Source organism: Micromonospora sonneratiae (assembly GCF_042679305.1).
GTDB classification, from domain to species: Bacteria; Actinomycetota; Actinomycetes; order Mycobacteriales; family Micromonosporaceae; genus Micromonospora_H; species Micromonospora_H sonneratiae.
Window position 1 is genome coordinate 77,302 of sequence record NZ_JBHTMP010000027.1, and the last position, 17,427, is coordinate 94,728.

Genomic DNA, 17,427 nt, shown 5'->3' on the forward strand with positions numbered 1-17,427 from the left:
GAGCAGATGAACCGCCTCGGGTTGCCGCTGCCACCGGCCGAGTATCCACTCGTCTGGGAGCCGGGCGACGAGGTGGAACTGCGGTCGACCAGCGAGCTTGAGGCGCGGACCGCCGTACTGCACCTGATCATGGCGCGGTGTTTCGGCATGACGCCGGACACCGCCATGAGTTGGCTGCTGGCCTCCCATCTGGTGGAGACGGTCACGCCACCCGAGTGGGAGTTCGTCACCGCCGGGAAGGGCGACCACCGGTCGTTCGTGTTGCACCACGACGCGCTCTTCGCGCTGTGCTGGGTGCTCGGTCTGACCCGGCAACTCGACCCGACGGCGCCGAGTGACCAGCGTCTGCTGGGTGTGCTGCCCAACCTGACGGCGGGGGAGACGTTCGTCGACTGGCGTTCGCGCATCCTGGCCGCACCGCGTGACCCGGCGGAGGTCGCTGCCCTGCTCGACTTCCACTACTGCCTGGACTGGGGCTACCTGGAGGCGGAGCGGCTGGGAGCGCCACTGCCCGGTCTGATCGACGCGAACGCGATCGGCCAACGCCGGTGGGCGCTGGAGTGGGCGGTCGTCTTCCGGGGGCCGTACCACGACCCGCCCGGCGGCTGGGAAGAGGTCGACCTGTCCACCTGAGCCGGCAGGGGTCGGCCCCCTGACAGTCCTTCGGCAGGACAGCCCCGGCAGGACAGCCCTTAGCAGGTCGCCCCGCAGTCGATTGATCGGCTCAGCGTGGCCGGTAGACCGCCAGTCGTACGGATGCGGTGACGGTGACCGGCTCCGGCAGCGCGGCGATCCGGTCGGCCAGCCGTCCCGGGTCGGTGTGCCACGCGCTGGGCCCCATTCCGACCAGTGTGTGTACCTCCTGTCGGGTCAGGCGCAGTTCGCCCCCGTGGGCGCTCTCGCGGACCGGTTCGAAGTGCTGACCGAGGCTGCCGGCGACCCGATCGGCCTTGTCCGGGTCGACCCGCAGCAGGTCGAGTTGCCCGACCAGTTCGGTGAGGTGGTCGGCGGCCGGGGTGACCACCAGCAGAGCGCCGTCGGGACGTAGTACCCGCCGGAACTCCGGCCCGTTGCGGGGCGCGAAGACGTTGAGCAGGACGGCCACCGAGGCGTCGGCCAGGGGCAGCGGACGCCAGGTGTCGGCCAGGGCGGCGCTGGCGCGTGGATGGGCACGTGCGGCCCGCCGCAGTGCCGGCTTCGAGACGTCCAGCGCCAGGCCGACGGCCGCCGGCAGGGCATCGAGTACGGCGGCCAGGTGCCGGCCGGTGCCGGCTCCGGCGTCGACCACCAGCGGTGCGTACGGCGTCCGCCCGGCCGGGGTCATGTCGTCCGGGGTGGAGTGGGCAGCCCCGACCTGGGCCGTCGCCTCCTCGGCGAGTGCTGCCTCGGCGAGTGCTGCCGAGATCAGGTCGTAGTGTCCGGCGGTGAGGAACTCCTCGCGGGCGGTGACCATCTCCACGCTGTCCCCGGCATGTGGGGCGCGGCCGGTCAGCAGGTTGACGTAGCCCTGTCTGGCCACGTCGAAACTGTGTCCGCGCGGGCAGCGCACCCCGGGCGTGGCCTCGTTGGCGGTCAGCCCGAGGCCGCAGACCGGGCACCTCAGGTGCCGGAGGACGTCGATGTTCGTCATGCGGGACTGCTCTCGCTGGTCAGGTGGTCGATGACGCGCTCGCTGAGCGCGCCCAGTGCCGCGATCTCCTCGGTGGTCAGTAGGTCGATCAGGTGTCGTCGGACGGCGGCGACGTGGCCCGGGGCGGCGGTTTCGATCGCCTGCAGGCCGGCCTCGGTGAGGACGACGACGGAGCCGCGGGCGTCCGTCGCGCACTCCTCCCGGGTCACCAGGCCCCGCTGCTGCATCCGGGTGATGTGGTGGGACAGCCGACTATTGGACCACAGCATCCGGGCGGCGAGTTCGGTCAACCGTAACCGGTGGTCGGCCGTCTCGGAGAGGTCGGAGAGCACGTCGTAGTCCGCCTCCGACAGGCCGGCGTCGCGGGTGAGATCGCGGCTGAGTTGGAGATCGAGCAGCCGGCGCATCCGGCGGTAGCCCCGCCAGGCGCGCGCCTCGTCCCTGTCGAGCCAGCGCGGTTCGTCCATGCTGCCAACCTACCTCGTTGTTGACACGTCATCTAATCCTCCCTAGTGTTGGTGACACGTCAACTAACGGGATGGTTGTTGCCTCATGAGACTCGCCGTACGCCTGTTCAACCTGCATCTCGGGCTCGTGCTCTTCGGAGTGAGCATGGCCCTGATGATTCGCGCCCAGTTGGGACTGGCGTCCTGGGACGTCTTCCATCAGGGGCTCGCCGAGCGGACCGGGCTGCCCTTCGGTTGGCTCGTCATCGGGGTCGGCGCACTGGTGCTCCTGCTGTGGATACCGCTGCGTCAACGCCCGGGCGTCGGCACGGTCAGCAACGTGATCGTGGTCGGACTGACCGTCGACCTCGTACTTCCCCTGTTGCCCCAGCCGGGGCACCTCGCCGTCCGGGTCGGACTGCTGATCGCCGCGATCCTGCTCAACGGGGTGGCGACCGGCCTCTACATCGGTGCCCGGCTCGGGCCGGGCCCACGGGACGGGCTCATGACCGGCCTGGCCGCCCGAGGCCATTCGATCCGGGTGATGCGTACCGCCGTCGAGTTGGCCGTCCTGGCGGTCGGCTGGCTGCTCGGCGGCACCGTCGGCGTGGGGACCGTGCTGTACGCGGTCGCCATCGGGCCGTTGGCGCACTACTTCATCCCCAAGCTCACCGTCCCCGCCCCGGTCCAGGACCGACCGGAGCCCGCGTCCGTAGAGGAAGCACCGGAACCATGCACCGCCTGAACGTCATCGTCGAGGTGGTCACCACCCTGAAGATGATGCCGGTCGACGAGGCGGTGACCGTCTTCTCCGCGAGGCGCTCGACTCCGACGGCCAGCTGACCCGGACCGAGGCGTTGGAGGCGTCGGCCGACCGGATGCTCGACGAACTGCGACGACTCGCCCCGGCCTTCGCCTCGGTCCGGATGTCGGCTGCCCACTAATGTCGAGGGATGGCCGCAATCGGATACGAAGAAATTGTCGGGGCCCCGAAGGTCCTGCTGCACGACCACCTTGATGGCGGGCTACGTCCGGCGACGATCATCGAGTTGGCCGAGGGGGTCGGGCATCCGCTGCCCAGCACCGACCCGGCCGAACTCGGCCGGTGGTTCGTCGACGCCGCGAACTCGGGTTCGCTGGAGCGATACCTGGAGACGTTCGCGCACACCGTCGCGGTCATGCAGACGCCCGAGGGTTTGCGCCGGGTGGCCCGGGAGTGCGCGTTGGACCTGGCCGCCGACGGGGTCGTCTACGCGGAGGTCCGGTTCGCCCCGGAACAACACCTGGAACGTGGCCTGACCCTGGACGAGGTGGTCGACGCGGTGCAGGCCGGGTTCGCCGAAGGCGTCGCCCTGGCTGCGCAGGCCGGGCAGACGATCCGGGTCGGCACCCTGCTCACCGCCATGCGACACGCTGCCCGTTCGCAGGAGATCGCCGAACTCGCCGTACGGTATCGGGACCACGGGGTGGTGGGCTTCGACATCGCCGGGGCGGAGGCCGGGTTCCCACCCACCCGCCACCTGGACGCCTTCGAGTACCTGCAGCGGGAGAACTTCCACTTCACCATCCACGCGGGTGAGGGCTTCGGGCTGCCGTCGATCTGGCAGGCGATCCAGTGGTGTGGTGCCGACCGCCTCGGGCACGGCGTACGGATCGTCGACGACATCACACCCGGTGACCGTCCGGTGCTCGGGCGGCTGGCCGCGTACGTCCGGGACAAGCGCATCCCACTGGAGTTGTGCCCGTCGTCCAACGTGCAGACGGGGGCTGCGACGTCCATTGCGGAGCACCCCATAGGCCTGCTCCGTGACCTGCGGTTCCGGGTCACGGTCAACACCGACAACCGGCTGATGAGCGGCACCTCGATGTCGCGGGAGATGGCACTGCTGGTCGAGGCGTTCGACTATGGCTGGGCGGAACTGCAATGGTTCACGATCAATGCGATGAAGAGCGCCTTCATTCCGTTCGACGAGCGGTTGGCCATCATCAACGATGTGATCAAGCCGGGGTACGCCAAGCTGCTGCCCTGATCCGACCGCTACCTCGCCCCGGCGCGGGCGGCGAGCAGTCCGGCGACCTGCCGGACTATCTCGTCGCCGCGTGCCGGGCGGCAACCGAGTCCTACCTGCCGTCGTAGCACCGCCGGCTCGGAGCGGACCAGGGCCAGCCCACGCCGGACGAGTACGACGGGCGACTTGCGTCGCTCGGACAGGTCGCGCACGAGTCGCCGGATGAACGTCATGGCGCGCCGACGCCGCAGTGCGTACGCCCCGACGAGCAGTCCAAGTCGCCGACACTCCGCTACGATCTCGGCGGCGAATATCCCTTCGGCAACGAAAATCGGCGAACCATTCAGATCGAGTGTGTGGCTGCCTACCCGGCGGTCTGCGCCGATTGCGTAAACCGGCACTTCGGCCTTGCCGTCGCGAACTAGTCGCGCAATCGTCTCCACTGCGGCAGCCGAGTCCCATGCCTGGGGCGACTCCCAGTCCACTGAATCGGCTAAAAGCGGAAGAGTGGGATCATTTCCTTCTTTATAGAAATCGTCGAGGCAAAGCACGGGAAGCCCCGTACGGCGCGCGATATAGGATTTTCCGGACCCGGATGGGCCGGCGAGGAGGACGACTCCGAGGGGGCGTTCCATCACTTTGGGTGACTCCGGGTTCGGGAATTGCTGTCAAACCGCCCCAGCATCCCACCAGGCCTCAGGTGAGGTGCAACCTGGTCTTTCTCTTTCCTCTACGGCGTGATGGAATCTCGGAGGTCCGATCCACCTGGGTCGGAAGCGCAACGGTGCCCTGGACACAAACCGACGGGTGCCGAAACGGGAAGGCGGTGACGTGAGTAAGCGGCCGAAGGCTAATAAGTCCTTTCTGGCACGTCTCCGTCGGCCCTTCGGGCGACCCCGCGACATGCCGATCTGGTCGAAGCTCGGTCTGATCTTGGTCGTGCCGACCATTGCCACGGCAGTGGTGGGTACGAGCGGGCTCATGGACCACTTCGACACGTACAACGACGCCGACCGGGCCGGCACCCTGGCCAACCTGTCGGAAGTGTCGGGTGAGTTGGTCAATCACCTACAGGATGAGCGCGCCGCTGCCGTACTGCTGCTCGGTGCGACCGATCCGGCGGCCAAGCAGCGATACCGCGACGCCTACGACAACATGTACGACAAGGTCGACCAGGCGGCGGTGCCCTACTCCACCCAGCGGGGTGCGCTCGACGAACTGCCGGCCAGCTTCAACTACCTGCTCAACCGGATCGACCTGAGCCTCACCGAGCTCCCGGCGACCCGTAGCCAGGTGACCAACGCCAAGGTAAAGATCACCGACGTCGTCCAGGCGTACGAGACGTTGATCGTGGACCTGCTCGACATGCGCGACTCGGCGGCGCAGTTGGCCGCCAATCCGGCGCTGGGTGACCGGATGCGGGCGGCGGCGGCCCTTGCCCGGGCCAAGGAGTTCCTGTCGATGCGGCGCATCGTGGTGCACCGTGCGCTCATCCAGGGCACGCTGACGCCGTCGCTGCGGACCGAGTACATCGGTACCGAGATGGGCCAGCAACAGGCGGTGCAGAACTTCAAGTCGGTGGCGACCGGCGTCGAGCAGCAGCTGTACGACCAGACCGTCTCCGGCTCCGACCAACGTGAGGCCGACAGCTACAGCGGCTGGGTACGGAGCAAGAACACCGAGACCATGCAGTTCGCCCCATTCAATGCCGACGAGTGGGATGCGGCGATGGTCCGCAACGCCAAGTTGTTCCGTACCGTCGAAGTCGAGATCGATTCGGACGTGGTCGACCAGGCCACCAAGGTGCGCGACGAAGTGCAGCGGCAGGTCCTGATCGAGACCGGCATCCTCATCGGCATGCTGCTGCTGGCCATCGTGCTGGCCTTCCTCATTGCCCGCTCGATGGCCCGATCACTGCGCGAGCTGCGGGTCGGTGCGTTCAACATCGCCCAGCACGGTCTGCCGCACGCGGTCGCCCGCCTGCGTGACCCGCAGTTGACGGCCCAGATGTCCCCGGTCCAGCTGGCGAACCAGATCGCCGAGCCGATGCCGGTACGCAGCAAGGACGAATTCGGTCAGGTCACCGAGGCGTTCAACGCGGTTCACCTGGAGGCCGTGCGTACCGCCGCCGAGCAGGCCGCGCTACGTTCGTCCGTGGCGACGATGTTCGTCAACCTGGCCCGCCGCTCGCAGATCCTGGTCGACCGGCTGATCGGCCACCTCGACCGGCTCGAGCGCGGCGAGGAGGATCCGGACCGGCTGGCCGAACTGTTCCAGTTGGACCACCTGGCCACCCGGATGCGGCGCAACGACGAGAACCTGCTGGTGCTGGCCGGAGCGGACTCCACCCGGGTGCAGCGTCAGCCCGCCGCGCTGATCGACGTGCTACGGGCCGCCCAGTCCGAGGTCGAGCACTACACGCGGATCGAGTTCGGGATGGTCGACCGGGACCTCGAGGTCTCCGCGCACGCCGTGAACGACCTGGTCCACCTCGTCGCCGAACTCTTCGACAACGCCACCGCCTTCTCGCCGCCCGACTCGCAGGTGATGGTCGAGGCCCGCCGGGTCGGCGACCGCGCCTCGCTCTACGTCGAGGACCGCGGCATCGGAATGTCCGCCGAGCAACTCCGTGAGCTCAACGAGCGGCTGGCCAAGCCGCCGATGGTGGACGTGGCCGTCTCCCGGATGATGGGGCTGGTCGTGGTCGCCCGGCTGGCTTCCCGCCACGGCGTCGAGGTCGAGCTGCGGCCGGGAACGGAGCGGGGCACCGTCGCCGACGTCACGCTGCCGACCTCGGTGCTCGTACCGCGTGGGTTGTCCGGTCGGGTCCAGCAGCCGGGCACCTTCCCCGCGCCGCTGCCGCCGACACCGCGTACGGCCGCTGCTCCGCTGGCCCTGGAGGGCGGGCCGTTCGCGGCCGGGTCGCGAACGGGTGACCAGGGTGACCGGCCGACGTTCCCGAGCCCCCAGCCGGCTGAGCACAGGACACTCAACGGCAGCGCGCCGCAGGAACAGGGCCCGCCACCCCGCAACGTCCCGGCCTGGTCCGACCTGACCGGGGTGAAGCTCAACTGGAGCGGCGCGGAGGCGTTCGTTCCGAAACCCTCGGATGGGCGTTCGGCCGAGCCCCTACCCCAGCGCCAGGCCAACGCCGATGCGGCGGCCAGCGGAGATGGGCACGGCACCGCCGTTCCACGGCAGATCCCGATCAATCCGGAGGCCTGGCGGGGCCCGGGCATGACCGATTCCGGGGCCCCGTTGCCGGTCCCGCCGGTCACCTCCGCACCGCCGGTGCCACCGGTGTCGTCGGCACCGCCGGTCGTGTCCGCGCCACCGTTCCCGGGACCATCGGTGTCCCCGGTCGTGTCCGCACCACCGGTCGTCTCGGCTCCACCCCGGATCGGACCGCCCACTCCGCCCGGCGTGACGCCGCCGGCCTGGCCGCCGGTCACCGTGCCGGAGCGGGACCTGCCAGCGCCAGCGGTGCCGGAGCGACTGGCCGCTGCGCTCGATCTGACCGCCGAGATGCCGCGAGTGCCACGCTCACCTGCGGATGTGTCGGCGGCGAACCGGGCGGCGGTGGCGGATCACGGCGGACGTTTCGCCGATGAGACCATGGAACTGCCGATCTTCCGGGAACTGGAGTCGGCCTGGTTCCGGACCCGGCGGCCGGGGCCAGAGGAGAGTAGTGGCACGATGCCATCGGCGCCCGCTGGCGGGTCGGCGGTGGACGTGTCGACCGCCAGGTTCGTCGTGGCGGACCCTGCCCGCGCCGGAGGGCTGAACACGTCGACAGGGACAACAGGTAATGCGGCGATGGCAAATGATCCGACGTCCGCGGGACAGTCCCGCGGTCCGGAGGCGACGGTGACCCACCACGGGGATCCAGCGGGCTTCAACGACGGTTCGACCCCACGATGGGGCGAGTCGTCGACAGGCCGCTGGCAGACAGCAGCTGACGATGGCTGGCGAGCAGCCAGTGCGGCATCCGATGTTCCGGTTACTGAGACCACTCAGACCGGACTACCCAAGCGGGTGCCGATGGCGCAGCTGGTGCCGGGTGGGGTGGAGAAACCGGTCGTCGCGGTGCAGCGACGCAGTCCCGAGGCGGTTCGCGGTCTATTGTCGGCTTATCACCGAGGGGTTCAGCGCGGTCGTGCTCAACCCACGGATGATCACTTGACCGCCCCGGAGGCGACTCCGGGCGGGCAGTCCTCGCAGTCTGGCTCGGGCCCACGGCCATGAGCAGGCAGAAGGAGCATGAAGGATGACATCTACGCAGGATCTTGGTTGGCTACTCGCCAACTTTGCCGATCGTGTGCCCGGGGTCGCTCATGCGATTGCGGTCTCCGCGGATGGCCTGCTCCTCGCGTCGTCACGAGACCTTCCCCGCGACCGAGCTGACCAGCTCGCCGCTATCGCGTCCGGGCTGGTGAGCCTGACACAGGGTGCAGCACGCTGCTTCGAGGGTGGAGCGGTGTTGCAGACTGTCGTCGAGATGGACAATGGTTTCCTGTTCCTCATGTCCATCTCGGATGGTTCGTCGTTCGCTGTGCTGGCCGCCCGCAGTTCCGATGTCGGTCAGGTCGGATACGAGATGGCGTTGCTCGTCGACCGGGTGGGTGACGCGTTGACGCCGGCGCCGCGTGCGGCCATGGGCATGCGACCCTGATCCGTACCCGGTGGACGTTCCGCCGAACGGGTGGATGACAGCAACAGAGACGATGACTTTCCGGACAGGTCGAGCTGCCGGCAGGTACGAAGGAGGTGAACGGCGTTGGCCGATATCGACGAGCCTACTGGTGCCTTAGTCCGGCCGTACGCCGTCACCCGAGGCCGTACCCGGCCCCGGCTCGACATTGCCCTGGAGGCGCTCGTCGAGACCACGGCACGTGGCCGCTCCGCTGGAAACGGCGTCGGCGGCCATGGCCGGGAGCACCAATACATCGCCGCGCTGTGTGACGGAAGGTTGCAGTCGTTAGCCGAGATCGCGGCGCGAATGCACCTTCCGCTCGGAGTGGCCCGGGTCATCATCGCCGACATGGCCGCTGATGGCCTCGTCGCGGTGTACGAACCGACATCCCTGGAAGACACGAACGACGCGGTGGGCACTGAACTGCTGGAGAGGGTGCTGAGTGGACTTCGCAGGCTCTGACATGTCGCAGCGTCCGACAGTGAGTCGCGTTACATCGGCGAAGATTGTCATCGCCGGTGGGTTCGGCGTTGGCAAGACGACACTGGTTGGCTCGGTCTCGGAAATCACGCCGTTGACCACTGAGGCGATCATGACGTCGGCTGGCGCGGACGTGGACGATACGCGACAGGTGCCGGGTAAGACGACCACAACTGTTGCTATGGACTTCGGCCGGATCTCGATCGACCGAGATCTGATCCTCTACCTGTTCGGAACACCGGGCCAGACCCGCTTCTGGTTCATGTGGGACGAGCTGGTTCGAGGGGCGATCGGGGCCGTCGTCCTCGTCGATACGCGCCGGTTGGCCGACTGCTTCGCGGCGATCGACTTCTTCGAACACCGGCGGCTGCCGTACCTCGTGGCGATCAACTGCTTCGACGGCATGCAGTACCACGATCCACAGGACGTGCGTGACGCGCTTGCCATCTCCAGCGAGGTCCCGGTCGTCGCCTGCGACGCCCGTAACCGGGAGTCGACCAAGCACGTACTGATTTCGCTGGTGGAGTACGTACTCACCATGCGTCGGTCCCGTGCGGTGACGACAGCCTGACAGACGTTTGCTGACCGCCCGGCGGGGTTACCCCGTCGGGCGGTTCACGTGTTACCCGGTCGACCCGCTGTCGCGGCCTCCGCCGGGTCGACGTCCCGGTGGAGGTGGATCGGGACCGTTGATCGACGTCCCGGTGGATCGGTGGATCGCTGGGTCGACGTCCCGGTGGATCGGTGGATCGGGCCAGGCGCCGGAGACGTCAGCGGGCCGCCTCGGCGAGGGACGGTTCCGGTTCGGGCGTGGTGCTGGTAAGCCGGCGGACCCCCGGAACGGCTGCCGTACCCAGGCAGGCGACGGCGACGATGACCGCAGCCACGACGAGAGGCACCTCCGGCGACCAGACCGTGGCCGCCAACGGGGCGAGGGCGTACCCGATCGGTGTCGCGGCCAGGGACAGCAGCCAGTCGTACGAGGTGACCCGGGCGAGGGTGTGCGGTGGGAACTCCGCCTGCACCACGGTCTGCCAAACGGGGCTGAGGAAGCCGAGCGCCGTCAACGCGACGCCGTAGGCGGCGATGACCGCCGCTGCCGGAGCGGCGATCGCCAGCAGGGCCAGCGGGAGAGCGTACGTCGCCAGCGCCAGGTTGGTCACGAGGATGGGGCGTTTCGGGCGGATCCGGCCAGCCAGCAGCGAGCCGGCCAGCAGCCCGACCGCGCCAGCCTGGAGCAGCAACACCCAGACCTGCTCGCCGCCCAGCTTGTTGATCGCTATGGCCGGCCCGAGGGTGAGCAGTACCGCCGCCACCCCGTTCCAGGCGGCGTGGGCGAGCAGGCTCGTCCAGTACCAGTCCCGGGACCAGACCTCGGTCCACCCCTCGACCAGGTCGGCGCGGAGGGAACGCCGCTCGATCGGCGTACGGCGTATCCGGATCAGCGAAAGCAGCCCGGCGCTGACGGCGAAGGACACACCATCGAGGATGAAGGCCCAGCCGGGGCCGGCGGCCCAGATCAGTACGCCAGCCAGGGCCGGCCCACCCAGGCGGGTGACACTCGAAGCGACGCCCAGGGCGGAGTTCGCCTGCTGTCTGGCCGGACCGGTCACGGTGCCGGCGACCAGTGGAGAACTCGTTGGCATGGCGAACGCGGATGCGGTGCCGGTGACGGCGGAGGCGACCGCGATGTGGGCCAACGCCGGAGCGCCGCTGAGGAGTTCCACGCCGACGAGGAGTTGCGCGGCACACCGTACGAGGTCGGTGACGAGTGCCACCCGGCGAGCGTCGAACCGGTCGGCCACCACCCCGCCCAGCGGCAGGAGCAGCAACCTGGGCACCGTCGCACAGGCAAGTACGAGGGCCAGTGCGGAGGTTGATCCGGTGGCCCTCAGCACGGCGAGTGCCAGTGCGGCCGGGATGACGGCGTCGCCGAGGGCGGAGAGCGTACGGCCCAGGAACAGCAGCCGGAAGGAGCGGAGCCGGAGTGGGTGTGTCACTGGCTACCTTCCGGAGTCCCGCCTCGACCGCGAGACACGGTGGGCACAGGGCCGATGTTCCGGTGCATCCCGTCGGTGGGCGGTACGGGGTGCACCGCCCACCGAAGTTCGCCAGCGACCTCGGTCAGGACCGGTAGCCGGCGGAGCGGTACTCGTACTCGCGGCTGTCTTCGCGTTCGTTGTGGTCCCGGCTGAAGTCCCACCCGCCGGCGGCTTCCCGACCCGGACGTCCACCGACGGCGAAACCGCCGATCTCCTGCCCACGGCGCCAGCCCCGGAAGTAGCCCGTGGTGTTCTCGGCGATCCGGGCCGGGTCGCGGACGATCCGTAGTGGACGCTCGTCGCGCAGCGGCGAGCCGGGCACCAGGTTGGCCTTCGGCACCCGCTTCGGCAGGCCAGCGGCGGTTTCGGCGCCGACAGCCGGCTTCGCCGCCTGCTCCGCCGCCTGCCAGCCGCTGTCCGCCGTCGACGACCAGTCCAGATCGGAGTCTTCGGGCTGGCCGGTGAACCATGCGGACCGAGCCGCCGCGAAGATCAACAAATCGCCGTCGCCCTCGTCGGCGACCGGTGGCCTGCTCGACTCGGGTGCCGGGCGTTCGGCCCGGGGAGCCCGGGTCGGGTCGAGGCCGGTGCCCTCCGGTTCGACCAGGCGCAGCGGTGGACCGTCGATGGACAGACCCGCCGGAGGATGCGCCTCGCCGGGTGCCTGCTCGGCCGCAGCCGGATCGATGAGGCGTAGCGCGGGTGGTTCCAGCGGAAGGTCGTCGGCCAGCCAGGGCGGCCTGATCCGACCGTCGTTGGCACCGGGATCGGTCGGTGCGTCGATGCCGTTGGCCGCCCGTTCGCTGCGGGGATAGGGCGGGGTCGAGCCGGGCTCGTCGTCGGCCGGCTCCACCAGCGGCCAGTTGGCCCGGGAACCGGGCGGGGCCGGTTCCGGCTCGGGCCGGGACGCCGGCATCGGCAGGGTGAAGTCCGTCGCGCTGAAGCCGCCGCCCGGCGTGGTGGACGGGTCCTTGGTGTTGGGCCGGGGCGGAATCGCCGTGAGGCGCTGCCGTTCGGCCCGGGCGTTGTTGATTGCGGCGGTGGTCAGGGTCGCGCGGAAGGGCTCCCCCGCGTCGGCTGGTGGGACCCCACCCCGCTTGGCCGCCGGGGCGATCGGCGTGATTCCCGGTGGCGGTGGTGGGGGAGCCGAGACCGGGCGGTTCGTCGGCTGGTCCAGCCGGCTGGTCCCGAGCGGTGGTACGGGCACCGCATCCGGTGTACGGCTCATCGGTGGTGCCGAGATCGGCTGGCCCGGAGTGGACAGTGCCGCAGCGGGCGCGACCGGTGGTGGTGCCACCGGCGGGGGCGTCATCGGCGTGGGTGCGACCGGTGGCGGTGCCAACGGCTGGGGGGCCACCGGGAACGGCCGCTCGTCCACCGGCTCGGGCCGACTGCGCCGCCCACCGGACGACAGTGGTTCGCGCTGCGGCAGGCGGCTGGGGAGCGGGCCGGTGTCGGACGGCGAGGGGACCGAGGACAGCGGGAGCGGGGCGGGCGAGTCGGGCTCGGCTCCCCGTCGACTGCGCCGGGGCATGGTCGCCGTCGGTGCACCCACCCGGGTGTCCAGTGTCGCCACGAGCGCGTCGCAGGCTGCGTCGCAGGCCCGTACCGCAGCGACGGCCTGGCGTACCGTCTCGGCGACGGCGGACGTGAGGGCCTTGTTCACCATGCCCCGCTGCGGGGTCTCGGCGATGGCGATCCGCAGCGCGGTAACGGCATCGTTGATGGCCGCTGGGTCGGCGATGCCATCGGCGGTGAGGTGGGCGGCGATGGCATCGGCCGCAACCGACGTGTCCCGGCCACGCGGTCCGCCGTCGGCCAGCATCCCCGGTTCGGGTAGCGCGTCGAGCACGGCCAGCGACACCGGTTCGGCCGGATCGGGGTAGGCCCGCAGCGCCGCCGGATAGAGCTCACGGAGAACTTCCCGCAGGGCGACGGCGGCTGCGTGCCGGCCGCTGGCCAGCGCGGCGTGGGCCGCCAGGACCGGCTTGTAGCCGGCGAAGTCGTGGGGCGCAGGGAGGGCCATCGCGGAGAGCGCACCGGCCTGCAGCGCGCGGGCCAGGCCCACCGCCCGACGCTGTACGGCTGGGGCCTGCATCTCCTCCAGCGACTCGTCGTCGGCGAACCGTTCGGCGAAATCGTCGACCGAGTCGTCGTCAGCGATGGCCAGGGGACGACCACCCGCGCTCAGCAGCGAGGTGACCACGTGGTCGTCGCTGTCAGCGGCGATCGCCGCACCGCTCGGCCCGCCCGACCGCTCGACGAGCAACGCACCGAGCCGGGCGTAGCCCGCCGGGTCGTCACTGATCTCGCAGACATGGAGCAGCCGGCCTGCGTCGTCGACCACAGCGGACGTCAGCACCGACGCGGCCGAAGCCGGTCGGGCAGCCGAATCCGCCGAGGCAAGACCGCAGTACACCCGCACGAGCGCCACGGCGTCGTCCTCCTCCCCGGGACCCAAGTCGTCGTTGTGACTGATGCTCCCTGGTGAGGGTCAGTCGCGCCAGTCCACGGCGGCAGAGATCTTGCCGATAATCGTGCGCCAGCCAAGACTCGCCGTTTGTGCCCCGATTTTCTTCAGTCGGCGACGTCCCATGAACCCGCCGAGGCCGCCCTTGACTGTTGATCGCAACGCCTCGTCGAGATCATCAAGGCTAGACCCGGACGACAGCATGTCCAAAACGGAGGGCATCCGCAGCGCGTACGCAAGATCGCGAGCCGCCTCGCCCGCCTCGATGAGCAGCGTCGGGTCCCAGGTGTCGTGTCCGCCACGCAGATTCTCGACGACGAGGTCGAGTTCGTAGGAGTCCTCGTCCAGCGGGGCGATGTCGGCCGGCTGGACCCGATCGGCCAGCTCGTCCCAGCTGTCCAGTTGGGCCAGGTCGTGAGGGGCACCGGAGCGGATGAAGCTGACCAGTCCTTCGGCGCTCTTGAAGAGCAGCAGCTTGCCCCGGTGGCTGAGAAAGACCGGGACCTCCTCGGCCTCCTCCGCCTCTTCCTCTTCGGCCTCGGGCTCTTCCTCCTCGGCGAGGTCCTCGTCGGTGAGGTCCTCGTCGTCCGTCCGGTCCCGGTCGCGGGTCCGACGGCCGGCGCGGGACTCCTTCTCCTCCTCTTCGAGTGCGGCGGCGAACTCCTCGTCGAGGATGACGACTTCCTCGTCGTCCTCCGTCGCAGCCGCCCTGGCCAGGAACGGGTCGTCCTGGTCGCGGTCGCTGACGTCGGTAGGGGTCAGCTCGGTGGAGAGCCGGTAGGCCCGGAGGGTGTAGCCGGCACCGGCCGGGAGGGCGATCTCCACCGGATCGATGCGGACCTCCTCCCAGAGGGAGCGGTCGCCGCTGGCTCCCGGCTCGTCGGAGTCGGCCTCGTCGAGGTCGGTATCCGTGTCGTCGAGGTCGGTATCCGTGTCGTCGAGGTCGGTATCCGTGTCGTCGGGGTCGGCTGGCCCGGTGGTTTCGTCGAGCTTCGCGTCGGGCTCGTCGGCTTCGGGGCGCTGAGACGGCTGGCGGGCCACGCTGACCTCCGTGTGTGCAATCAGGTTTGCGGCACTCGATCCGACATGTACTGCCGCATGGGTGACTCTGCGCACATACCCTAGTCGGCTACCCCGTGAGTCCGATGCCCGCACCCCGTTGGAGATCCGGGTATCTATTAGTAGTCTTACTACTTATGAAGGCGCAGGCGCTGCACGGTCACCTCGACGCGCTCCTGCTGGCGGTGCTCGAGGGGGGCGCCCAGCATGGTTACGCGATCATCGAGGCACTCAAGGAACGCAGCGGCGGCACGCTCAACCTGCCCACCGGCACCGTCTATCCGGCACTGCGCCGCCTGGAGCGGGCCGGATACGTGGAGAGTGCCTGGAGCACGGTCAACGGCCGGGAACGGCGCACCTACCAACTCACCGGCGCGGGCCACCGGGCGCTCAGCGGTGAGCGTACGAGCTGGCAGGAGTTCAGTTCGACGGTCAGTCGGTTCCTCGGCGCGGACGCCCCACCACAGGCCCCCGCCTAGCCACCGCGTCGGTCGGAGCCGGTCCCACACGGTGTGATGGTGCGGCAGCCCGGCCACAGGGGCAGGATCAGCGCGTGGTGACCAGACAGGACCGGGCGGCGGTGGCCAGCCAGGCGTAGGCGGCGAACATCACAGCCCCGCCGATGAGCATCGGGGGCCAGGTGATCGCGACGCGCCACTGGCCCAGCGACCACCCGTACACGGCGATCGCACAGAGACAGTTGACCACGAGCGCCCCGGTCAGGACCCGACCCAGAACCCGGACCAGCCGTTCCGGGGCGGAACGAGCACGCCGGGCCTGCCAGGTCAGCCACAGGACGCTGATGATCGACGCCAGTCCGGAGACACCCCAGGCCCAGTTCAGGGCTTCCGAGAGCAGCAGATACCCCGCTGTCGGTGCGGAACCGGACCACGGCGCGCCCTGCCACATCAGGTCCGCTGTGGAGGCCAGCAGGATCCACACGAGGAAGATCCGTAGGGACAGGGTCCGGAGCGCGTTGGCGGACAGTTCCGCCTGGTAGGCGGCGGCCAGGGTGGGTACCGAGCCGAACTCGGTCACCGCCTGTTGCTCCGCGTCCGTCGGCGACAGCCCGTCGGCCCGGTAACCCTCCGCCGAATCGAGCAGGCTGTGCCGGGCCTCGGTCAGCAGATCGCGCTTGACCCGGCCAGGGCCGCGCAGCGCGCGGTCGAGACTGTGCACGTACGCGTCGATCATCGTGGCCTCGGTCCCGCGCATGGGTTCCAGGCTGCCATGTCGGCCGTCGGTTGGATCTCCGGAATCACCCTGTCGGCGACCCTGAGTCGGTTCAGGGTGCCGGTGCCGACAGCTCAGGGTCGGGGCCGGTAACGGGGGCATAGCCAGTCCGGGCAGTGCCAGCCCGGGGAACGTCGGTCCGGGGCAGTGCCAGTCAGCGGGGCGGCAGCACGGTCACGGGGTCAGCGCCAGATACCCGCGCTCGGCAGCCTCCTGGAGCAGCCACTGGTCCCGGTACCAGCCGGGCGTGCTGATCAGTTCGTCATGCCGGCCCTGCTGAATGATCCGTCCGGCGTCCAGTACGACGACCTCGTCGTACTGGTCCAGACCGGCCAGCCGGTGCGTGACCAGGATCACCGCCTGTTCGCGACTGGCGGCGGCGGTGGCCGAGGCCAGCACCCGGTCGGCCGCCGCCGGGTCGAGTCCCTCGGTCGGTTCGTCGAGCACCAACACCGCAGGCGCGGCGAGTACCGCCCGGGCGAGGGCGAGCCGCTGCCGCTGCCCCCCGGACAACTGGCCACCCTCCTCGCCGACGATGGTGTCCCACCCCAGCGGCTGCTGCCGTACCCAGTCCAGCAGGCCGGCGGCCGAGGCCGCCGCAGTCAGGTCGTCCTCGGTGGCATCGGCCCGGCCGAGCATCAGGTTCTCCCGTACCGAGGCGTGGAAGACGTGTGCCTCCGCCAACAGCCCGCCGACGGCGCGGGGAAGCTGCTCAGCCGGGTACGCGGACAGGTCCGTGCCGTCCAGGGTCACCCGACCGCCGTCCGGCGGGACGGTGCCAGTGAGTACGCCCAGCAGGGTGCTCTTGCCGGCACCACTCGGCCCGACGACGGCCAGTCGCCGGCCGGCCGGAAGATCGAGGCTCACCCGGTCGAGGGCCGGCGGTGCCCCGGCCCGGTACCGCACGGTCACCTCGTCGAGACGGCAGTCGATCGGGCCGACGGTCAGCGCCGGTGCCGGACGCCCAGCGACGGCCGGACCACCGGTCACCGGCTCGGCCGAACCGGCTACGGGTGTCCCAGCCGTGGGTACGGAGACCGTGGGATCGTCCGGGAGCAGGGCGGCCACCCGACGCAGGCCGGCCCGTAGCTGGGTCCACTGCCGGGCGGAGCCGACCAGGGCCAGGGTGGCCTCCACCGCGGTCAGCGTGCCGACCCCCAGCACCCCGACGAGCACGCCGTTCACCCCGGCGGCCAGGGCGACTGTGATTACCGCCGCGCTGGTCAGCCCGGATACCAGCACACCGGCACCGTCCACGGCCCAGCCGGCGGCGGTCAACCGCCGTTCCAGCCGGGCCAACTCGCGTGCCCGGGCGTCGGCCCGGGCGAGCGCGGTCCGGGTGGCTCCGAAGGCGGCCAGGTCGGC

15 protein-coding genes and 1 pseudogene are annotated in these 17,427 nt (G+C 70.0%); 8 read left to right on the forward strand and 8 right to left on the reverse strand.

Going from position 1 to position 17,427, the window contains the following annotated elements:
- Positions 1–6 precede the first annotated feature (6 nt).
- Positions 7–633: a DUF4272 domain-containing protein gene (locus tag ACFQ4H_RS18590; protein ID WP_377572268.1), complete on the forward strand. Its 627-nt coding sequence runs from the start codon at positions 7–9 to the stop codon at positions 631–633.
- Positions 634–724: 91 nt separating this feature from the next.
- On the opposite strand, the gene ACFQ4H_RS18595 is transcribed toward ACFQ4H_RS18590, so the two are convergent.
- Positions 725–1,630, reverse strand: a complete 906-nt coding sequence (locus ACFQ4H_RS18595) for a putative RNA methyltransferase (RefSeq protein ID WP_377572248.1) — start codon at positions 1,628–1,630, stop codon at positions 725–727.
- Positions 1,627–2,097, reverse strand: a complete 471-nt coding sequence (locus tag ACFQ4H_RS18600; RefSeq protein ID WP_377572249.1) for a MarR family winged helix-turn-helix transcriptional regulator — start codon at positions 2,095–2,097, stop codon at positions 1,627–1,629. The genes ACFQ4H_RS18595 and ACFQ4H_RS18600 overlap by 4 nt, the downstream gene beginning before the upstream one ends.
- 85 nt (positions 2,098–2,182) lie before the next feature.
- Between ACFQ4H_RS18600 and yczE the strand changes: the two genes are divergently transcribed.
- A complete protein-coding gene (gene yczE, locus ACFQ4H_RS18605) occupies positions 2,183–2,821 on the forward strand; it encodes a membrane protein YczE (RefSeq protein WP_377572250.1) in 639 nt (212 codons plus the stop codon).
- 208 nt (positions 2,822–3,029) lie between these two features.
- Positions 3,030–4,106 carry an adenosine deaminase gene (locus ACFQ4H_RS18610; RefSeq protein WP_377572251.1) on the forward strand — a complete coding sequence of 359 codons (1,077 nt, stop codon included), beginning with the start codon at positions 3,030–3,032 and terminating at the stop codon, positions 4,104–4,106.
- 8 nt (positions 4,107–4,114) lie between these two features.
- On the opposite strand, the gene ACFQ4H_RS18615 is transcribed toward ACFQ4H_RS18610, so the two are convergent.
- Positions 4,115–4,318: a hypothetical protein gene (locus ACFQ4H_RS18615; protein WP_377572252.1), complete on the reverse strand. Its 204-nt coding sequence runs from the start codon at positions 4,316–4,318 to the stop codon at positions 4,115–4,117.
- A gap of 598 nt (positions 4,319–4,916) precedes the next feature.
- Between ACFQ4H_RS18615 and ACFQ4H_RS18620 the strand changes: the two are divergent.
- From ACFQ4H_RS18620 to ACFQ4H_RS18635, 4 genes and pseudogenes are all read left to right on the forward strand, one after another.
- A pseudogene (locus ACFQ4H_RS18620) lies at positions 4,917–8,356 on the forward strand (sensor histidine kinase).
- Positions 8,353–8,757, forward strand: coding sequence for a roadblock/LC7 domain-containing protein (locus ACFQ4H_RS18625; protein ID WP_377572253.1), 405 nt, complete (start codon positions 8,353–8,355; stop codon positions 8,755–8,757). Before ACFQ4H_RS18620 ends, ACFQ4H_RS18625 begins: the two are co-directional and overlap by 4 nt.
- Before the next feature lie 105 nt (positions 8,758–8,862).
- A complete protein-coding gene (locus ACFQ4H_RS18630) occupies positions 8,863–9,240 on the forward strand; it encodes a DUF742 domain-containing protein (RefSeq protein WP_377572254.1) in 378 nt (125 codons plus the stop codon).
- Position 9,241: 1 nt separating this feature from the next.
- Positions 9,242–9,829, forward strand: a complete 588-nt coding sequence (locus ACFQ4H_RS18635) for a GTP-binding protein (protein ID WP_377572255.1) — start codon at positions 9,242–9,244, stop codon at positions 9,827–9,829.
- A 199-nt stretch (positions 9,830–10,028) separates the two neighbouring features.
- Here the strand turns inward: ACFQ4H_RS18635 and ACFQ4H_RS18640 are convergent, their stop codons facing one another.
- The 3 genes from ACFQ4H_RS18640 to ACFQ4H_RS18650 all read right to left on the reverse strand — a co-directional run bounded on the left by ACFQ4H_RS18640 (position 10,029) and on the right by ACFQ4H_RS18650 (position 14,835).
- Positions 10,029–11,258, reverse strand: coding sequence for an MFS transporter (locus tag ACFQ4H_RS18640; protein ID WP_377572256.1), 1,230 nt, complete (start codon positions 11,256–11,258; stop codon positions 10,029–10,031).
- Between the two features lie 124 nt (positions 11,259–11,382).
- Positions 11,383–13,734, reverse strand: a complete 2,352-nt coding sequence (locus tag ACFQ4H_RS18645) for a transposase (RefSeq protein WP_377572257.1) — start codon at positions 13,732–13,734, stop codon at positions 11,383–11,385.
- 60 nt (positions 13,735–13,794) lie between these two features.
- Positions 13,795–14,835 (reverse strand): DNA primase, encoded by a 1,041-nt coding sequence (locus tag ACFQ4H_RS18650; RefSeq protein WP_377572269.1) that lies wholly within the window; start codon positions 14,833–14,835, stop codon positions 13,795–13,797.
- 131 nt (positions 14,836–14,966) lie between these two features.
- On the opposite strand from ACFQ4H_RS18650, the gene ACFQ4H_RS18655 reads away from it, so the two are divergent.
- A complete protein-coding gene (locus ACFQ4H_RS18655; protein WP_377572258.1) occupies positions 14,967–15,308 on the forward strand; it encodes a PadR family transcriptional regulator in 342 nt (113 codons plus the stop codon).
- A 67-nt stretch (positions 15,309–15,375) separates the two neighbouring features.
- On the opposite strand, the gene ACFQ4H_RS18660 is transcribed toward ACFQ4H_RS18655, so the two are convergent.
- A complete protein-coding gene (locus ACFQ4H_RS18660; protein WP_377572259.1) occupies positions 15,376–16,044 on the reverse strand; it encodes a permease prefix domain 1-containing protein in 669 nt (222 codons plus the stop codon).
- 192 nt (positions 16,045–16,236) lie between these two features.
- On the reverse strand, positions 16,237–17,427 hold a 1,191-nt coding region (locus ACFQ4H_RS18665; protein ID WP_377572260.1), incomplete at its 5' end, for an amino acid ABC transporter ATP-binding/permease protein.

Coding starts and splice junctions, on each gene's coding strand:
- ACFQ4H_RS18590 (WP_377572268.1), top strand. CDS start 7: ATGAACCGCCTCGGGTTGCCGCTGCCACCGGCCGAGTATCCACTCGTC.
- ACFQ4H_RS18595 (WP_377572248.1), bottom strand. CDS start 1,630: ATGACGAACATCGACGTCCTCCGGCACCTGAGGTGCCCGGTCTGCGGC.
- ACFQ4H_RS18600 (WP_377572249.1), bottom strand. CDS start 2,097: ATGGACGAACCGCGCTGGCTCGACAGGGACGAGGCGCGCGCCTGGCGG.
- yczE (WP_377572250.1), top strand. CDS start 2,183: ATGAGACTCGCCGTACGCCTGTTCAACCTGCATCTCGGGCTCGTGCTC.
- ACFQ4H_RS18610 (WP_377572251.1), top strand. CDS start 3,030: ATGGCCGCAATCGGATACGAAGAAATTGTCGGGGCCCCGAAGGTCCTG.
- ACFQ4H_RS18615 (WP_377572252.1), bottom strand. CDS start 4,318: ATGACGTTCATCCGGCGACTCGTGCGCGACCTGTCCGAGCGACGCAAG.
- ACFQ4H_RS18625 (WP_377572253.1), top strand. CDS start 8,353: ATGACATCTACGCAGGATCTTGGTTGGCTACTCGCCAACTTTGCCGAT.
- ACFQ4H_RS18635 (WP_377572255.1), top strand. CDS start 9,242: ATGTCGCAGCGTCCGACAGTGAGTCGCGTTACATCGGCGAAGATTGTC.
- ACFQ4H_RS18655 (WP_377572258.1), top strand. CDS start 14,967: ATGAAGGCGCAGGCGCTGCACGGTCACCTCGACGCGCTCCTGCTGGCG.
- ACFQ4H_RS18660 (WP_377572259.1), bottom strand. CDS start 16,044: ATGCGCGGGACCGAGGCCACGATGATCGACGCGTACGTGCACAGTCTC.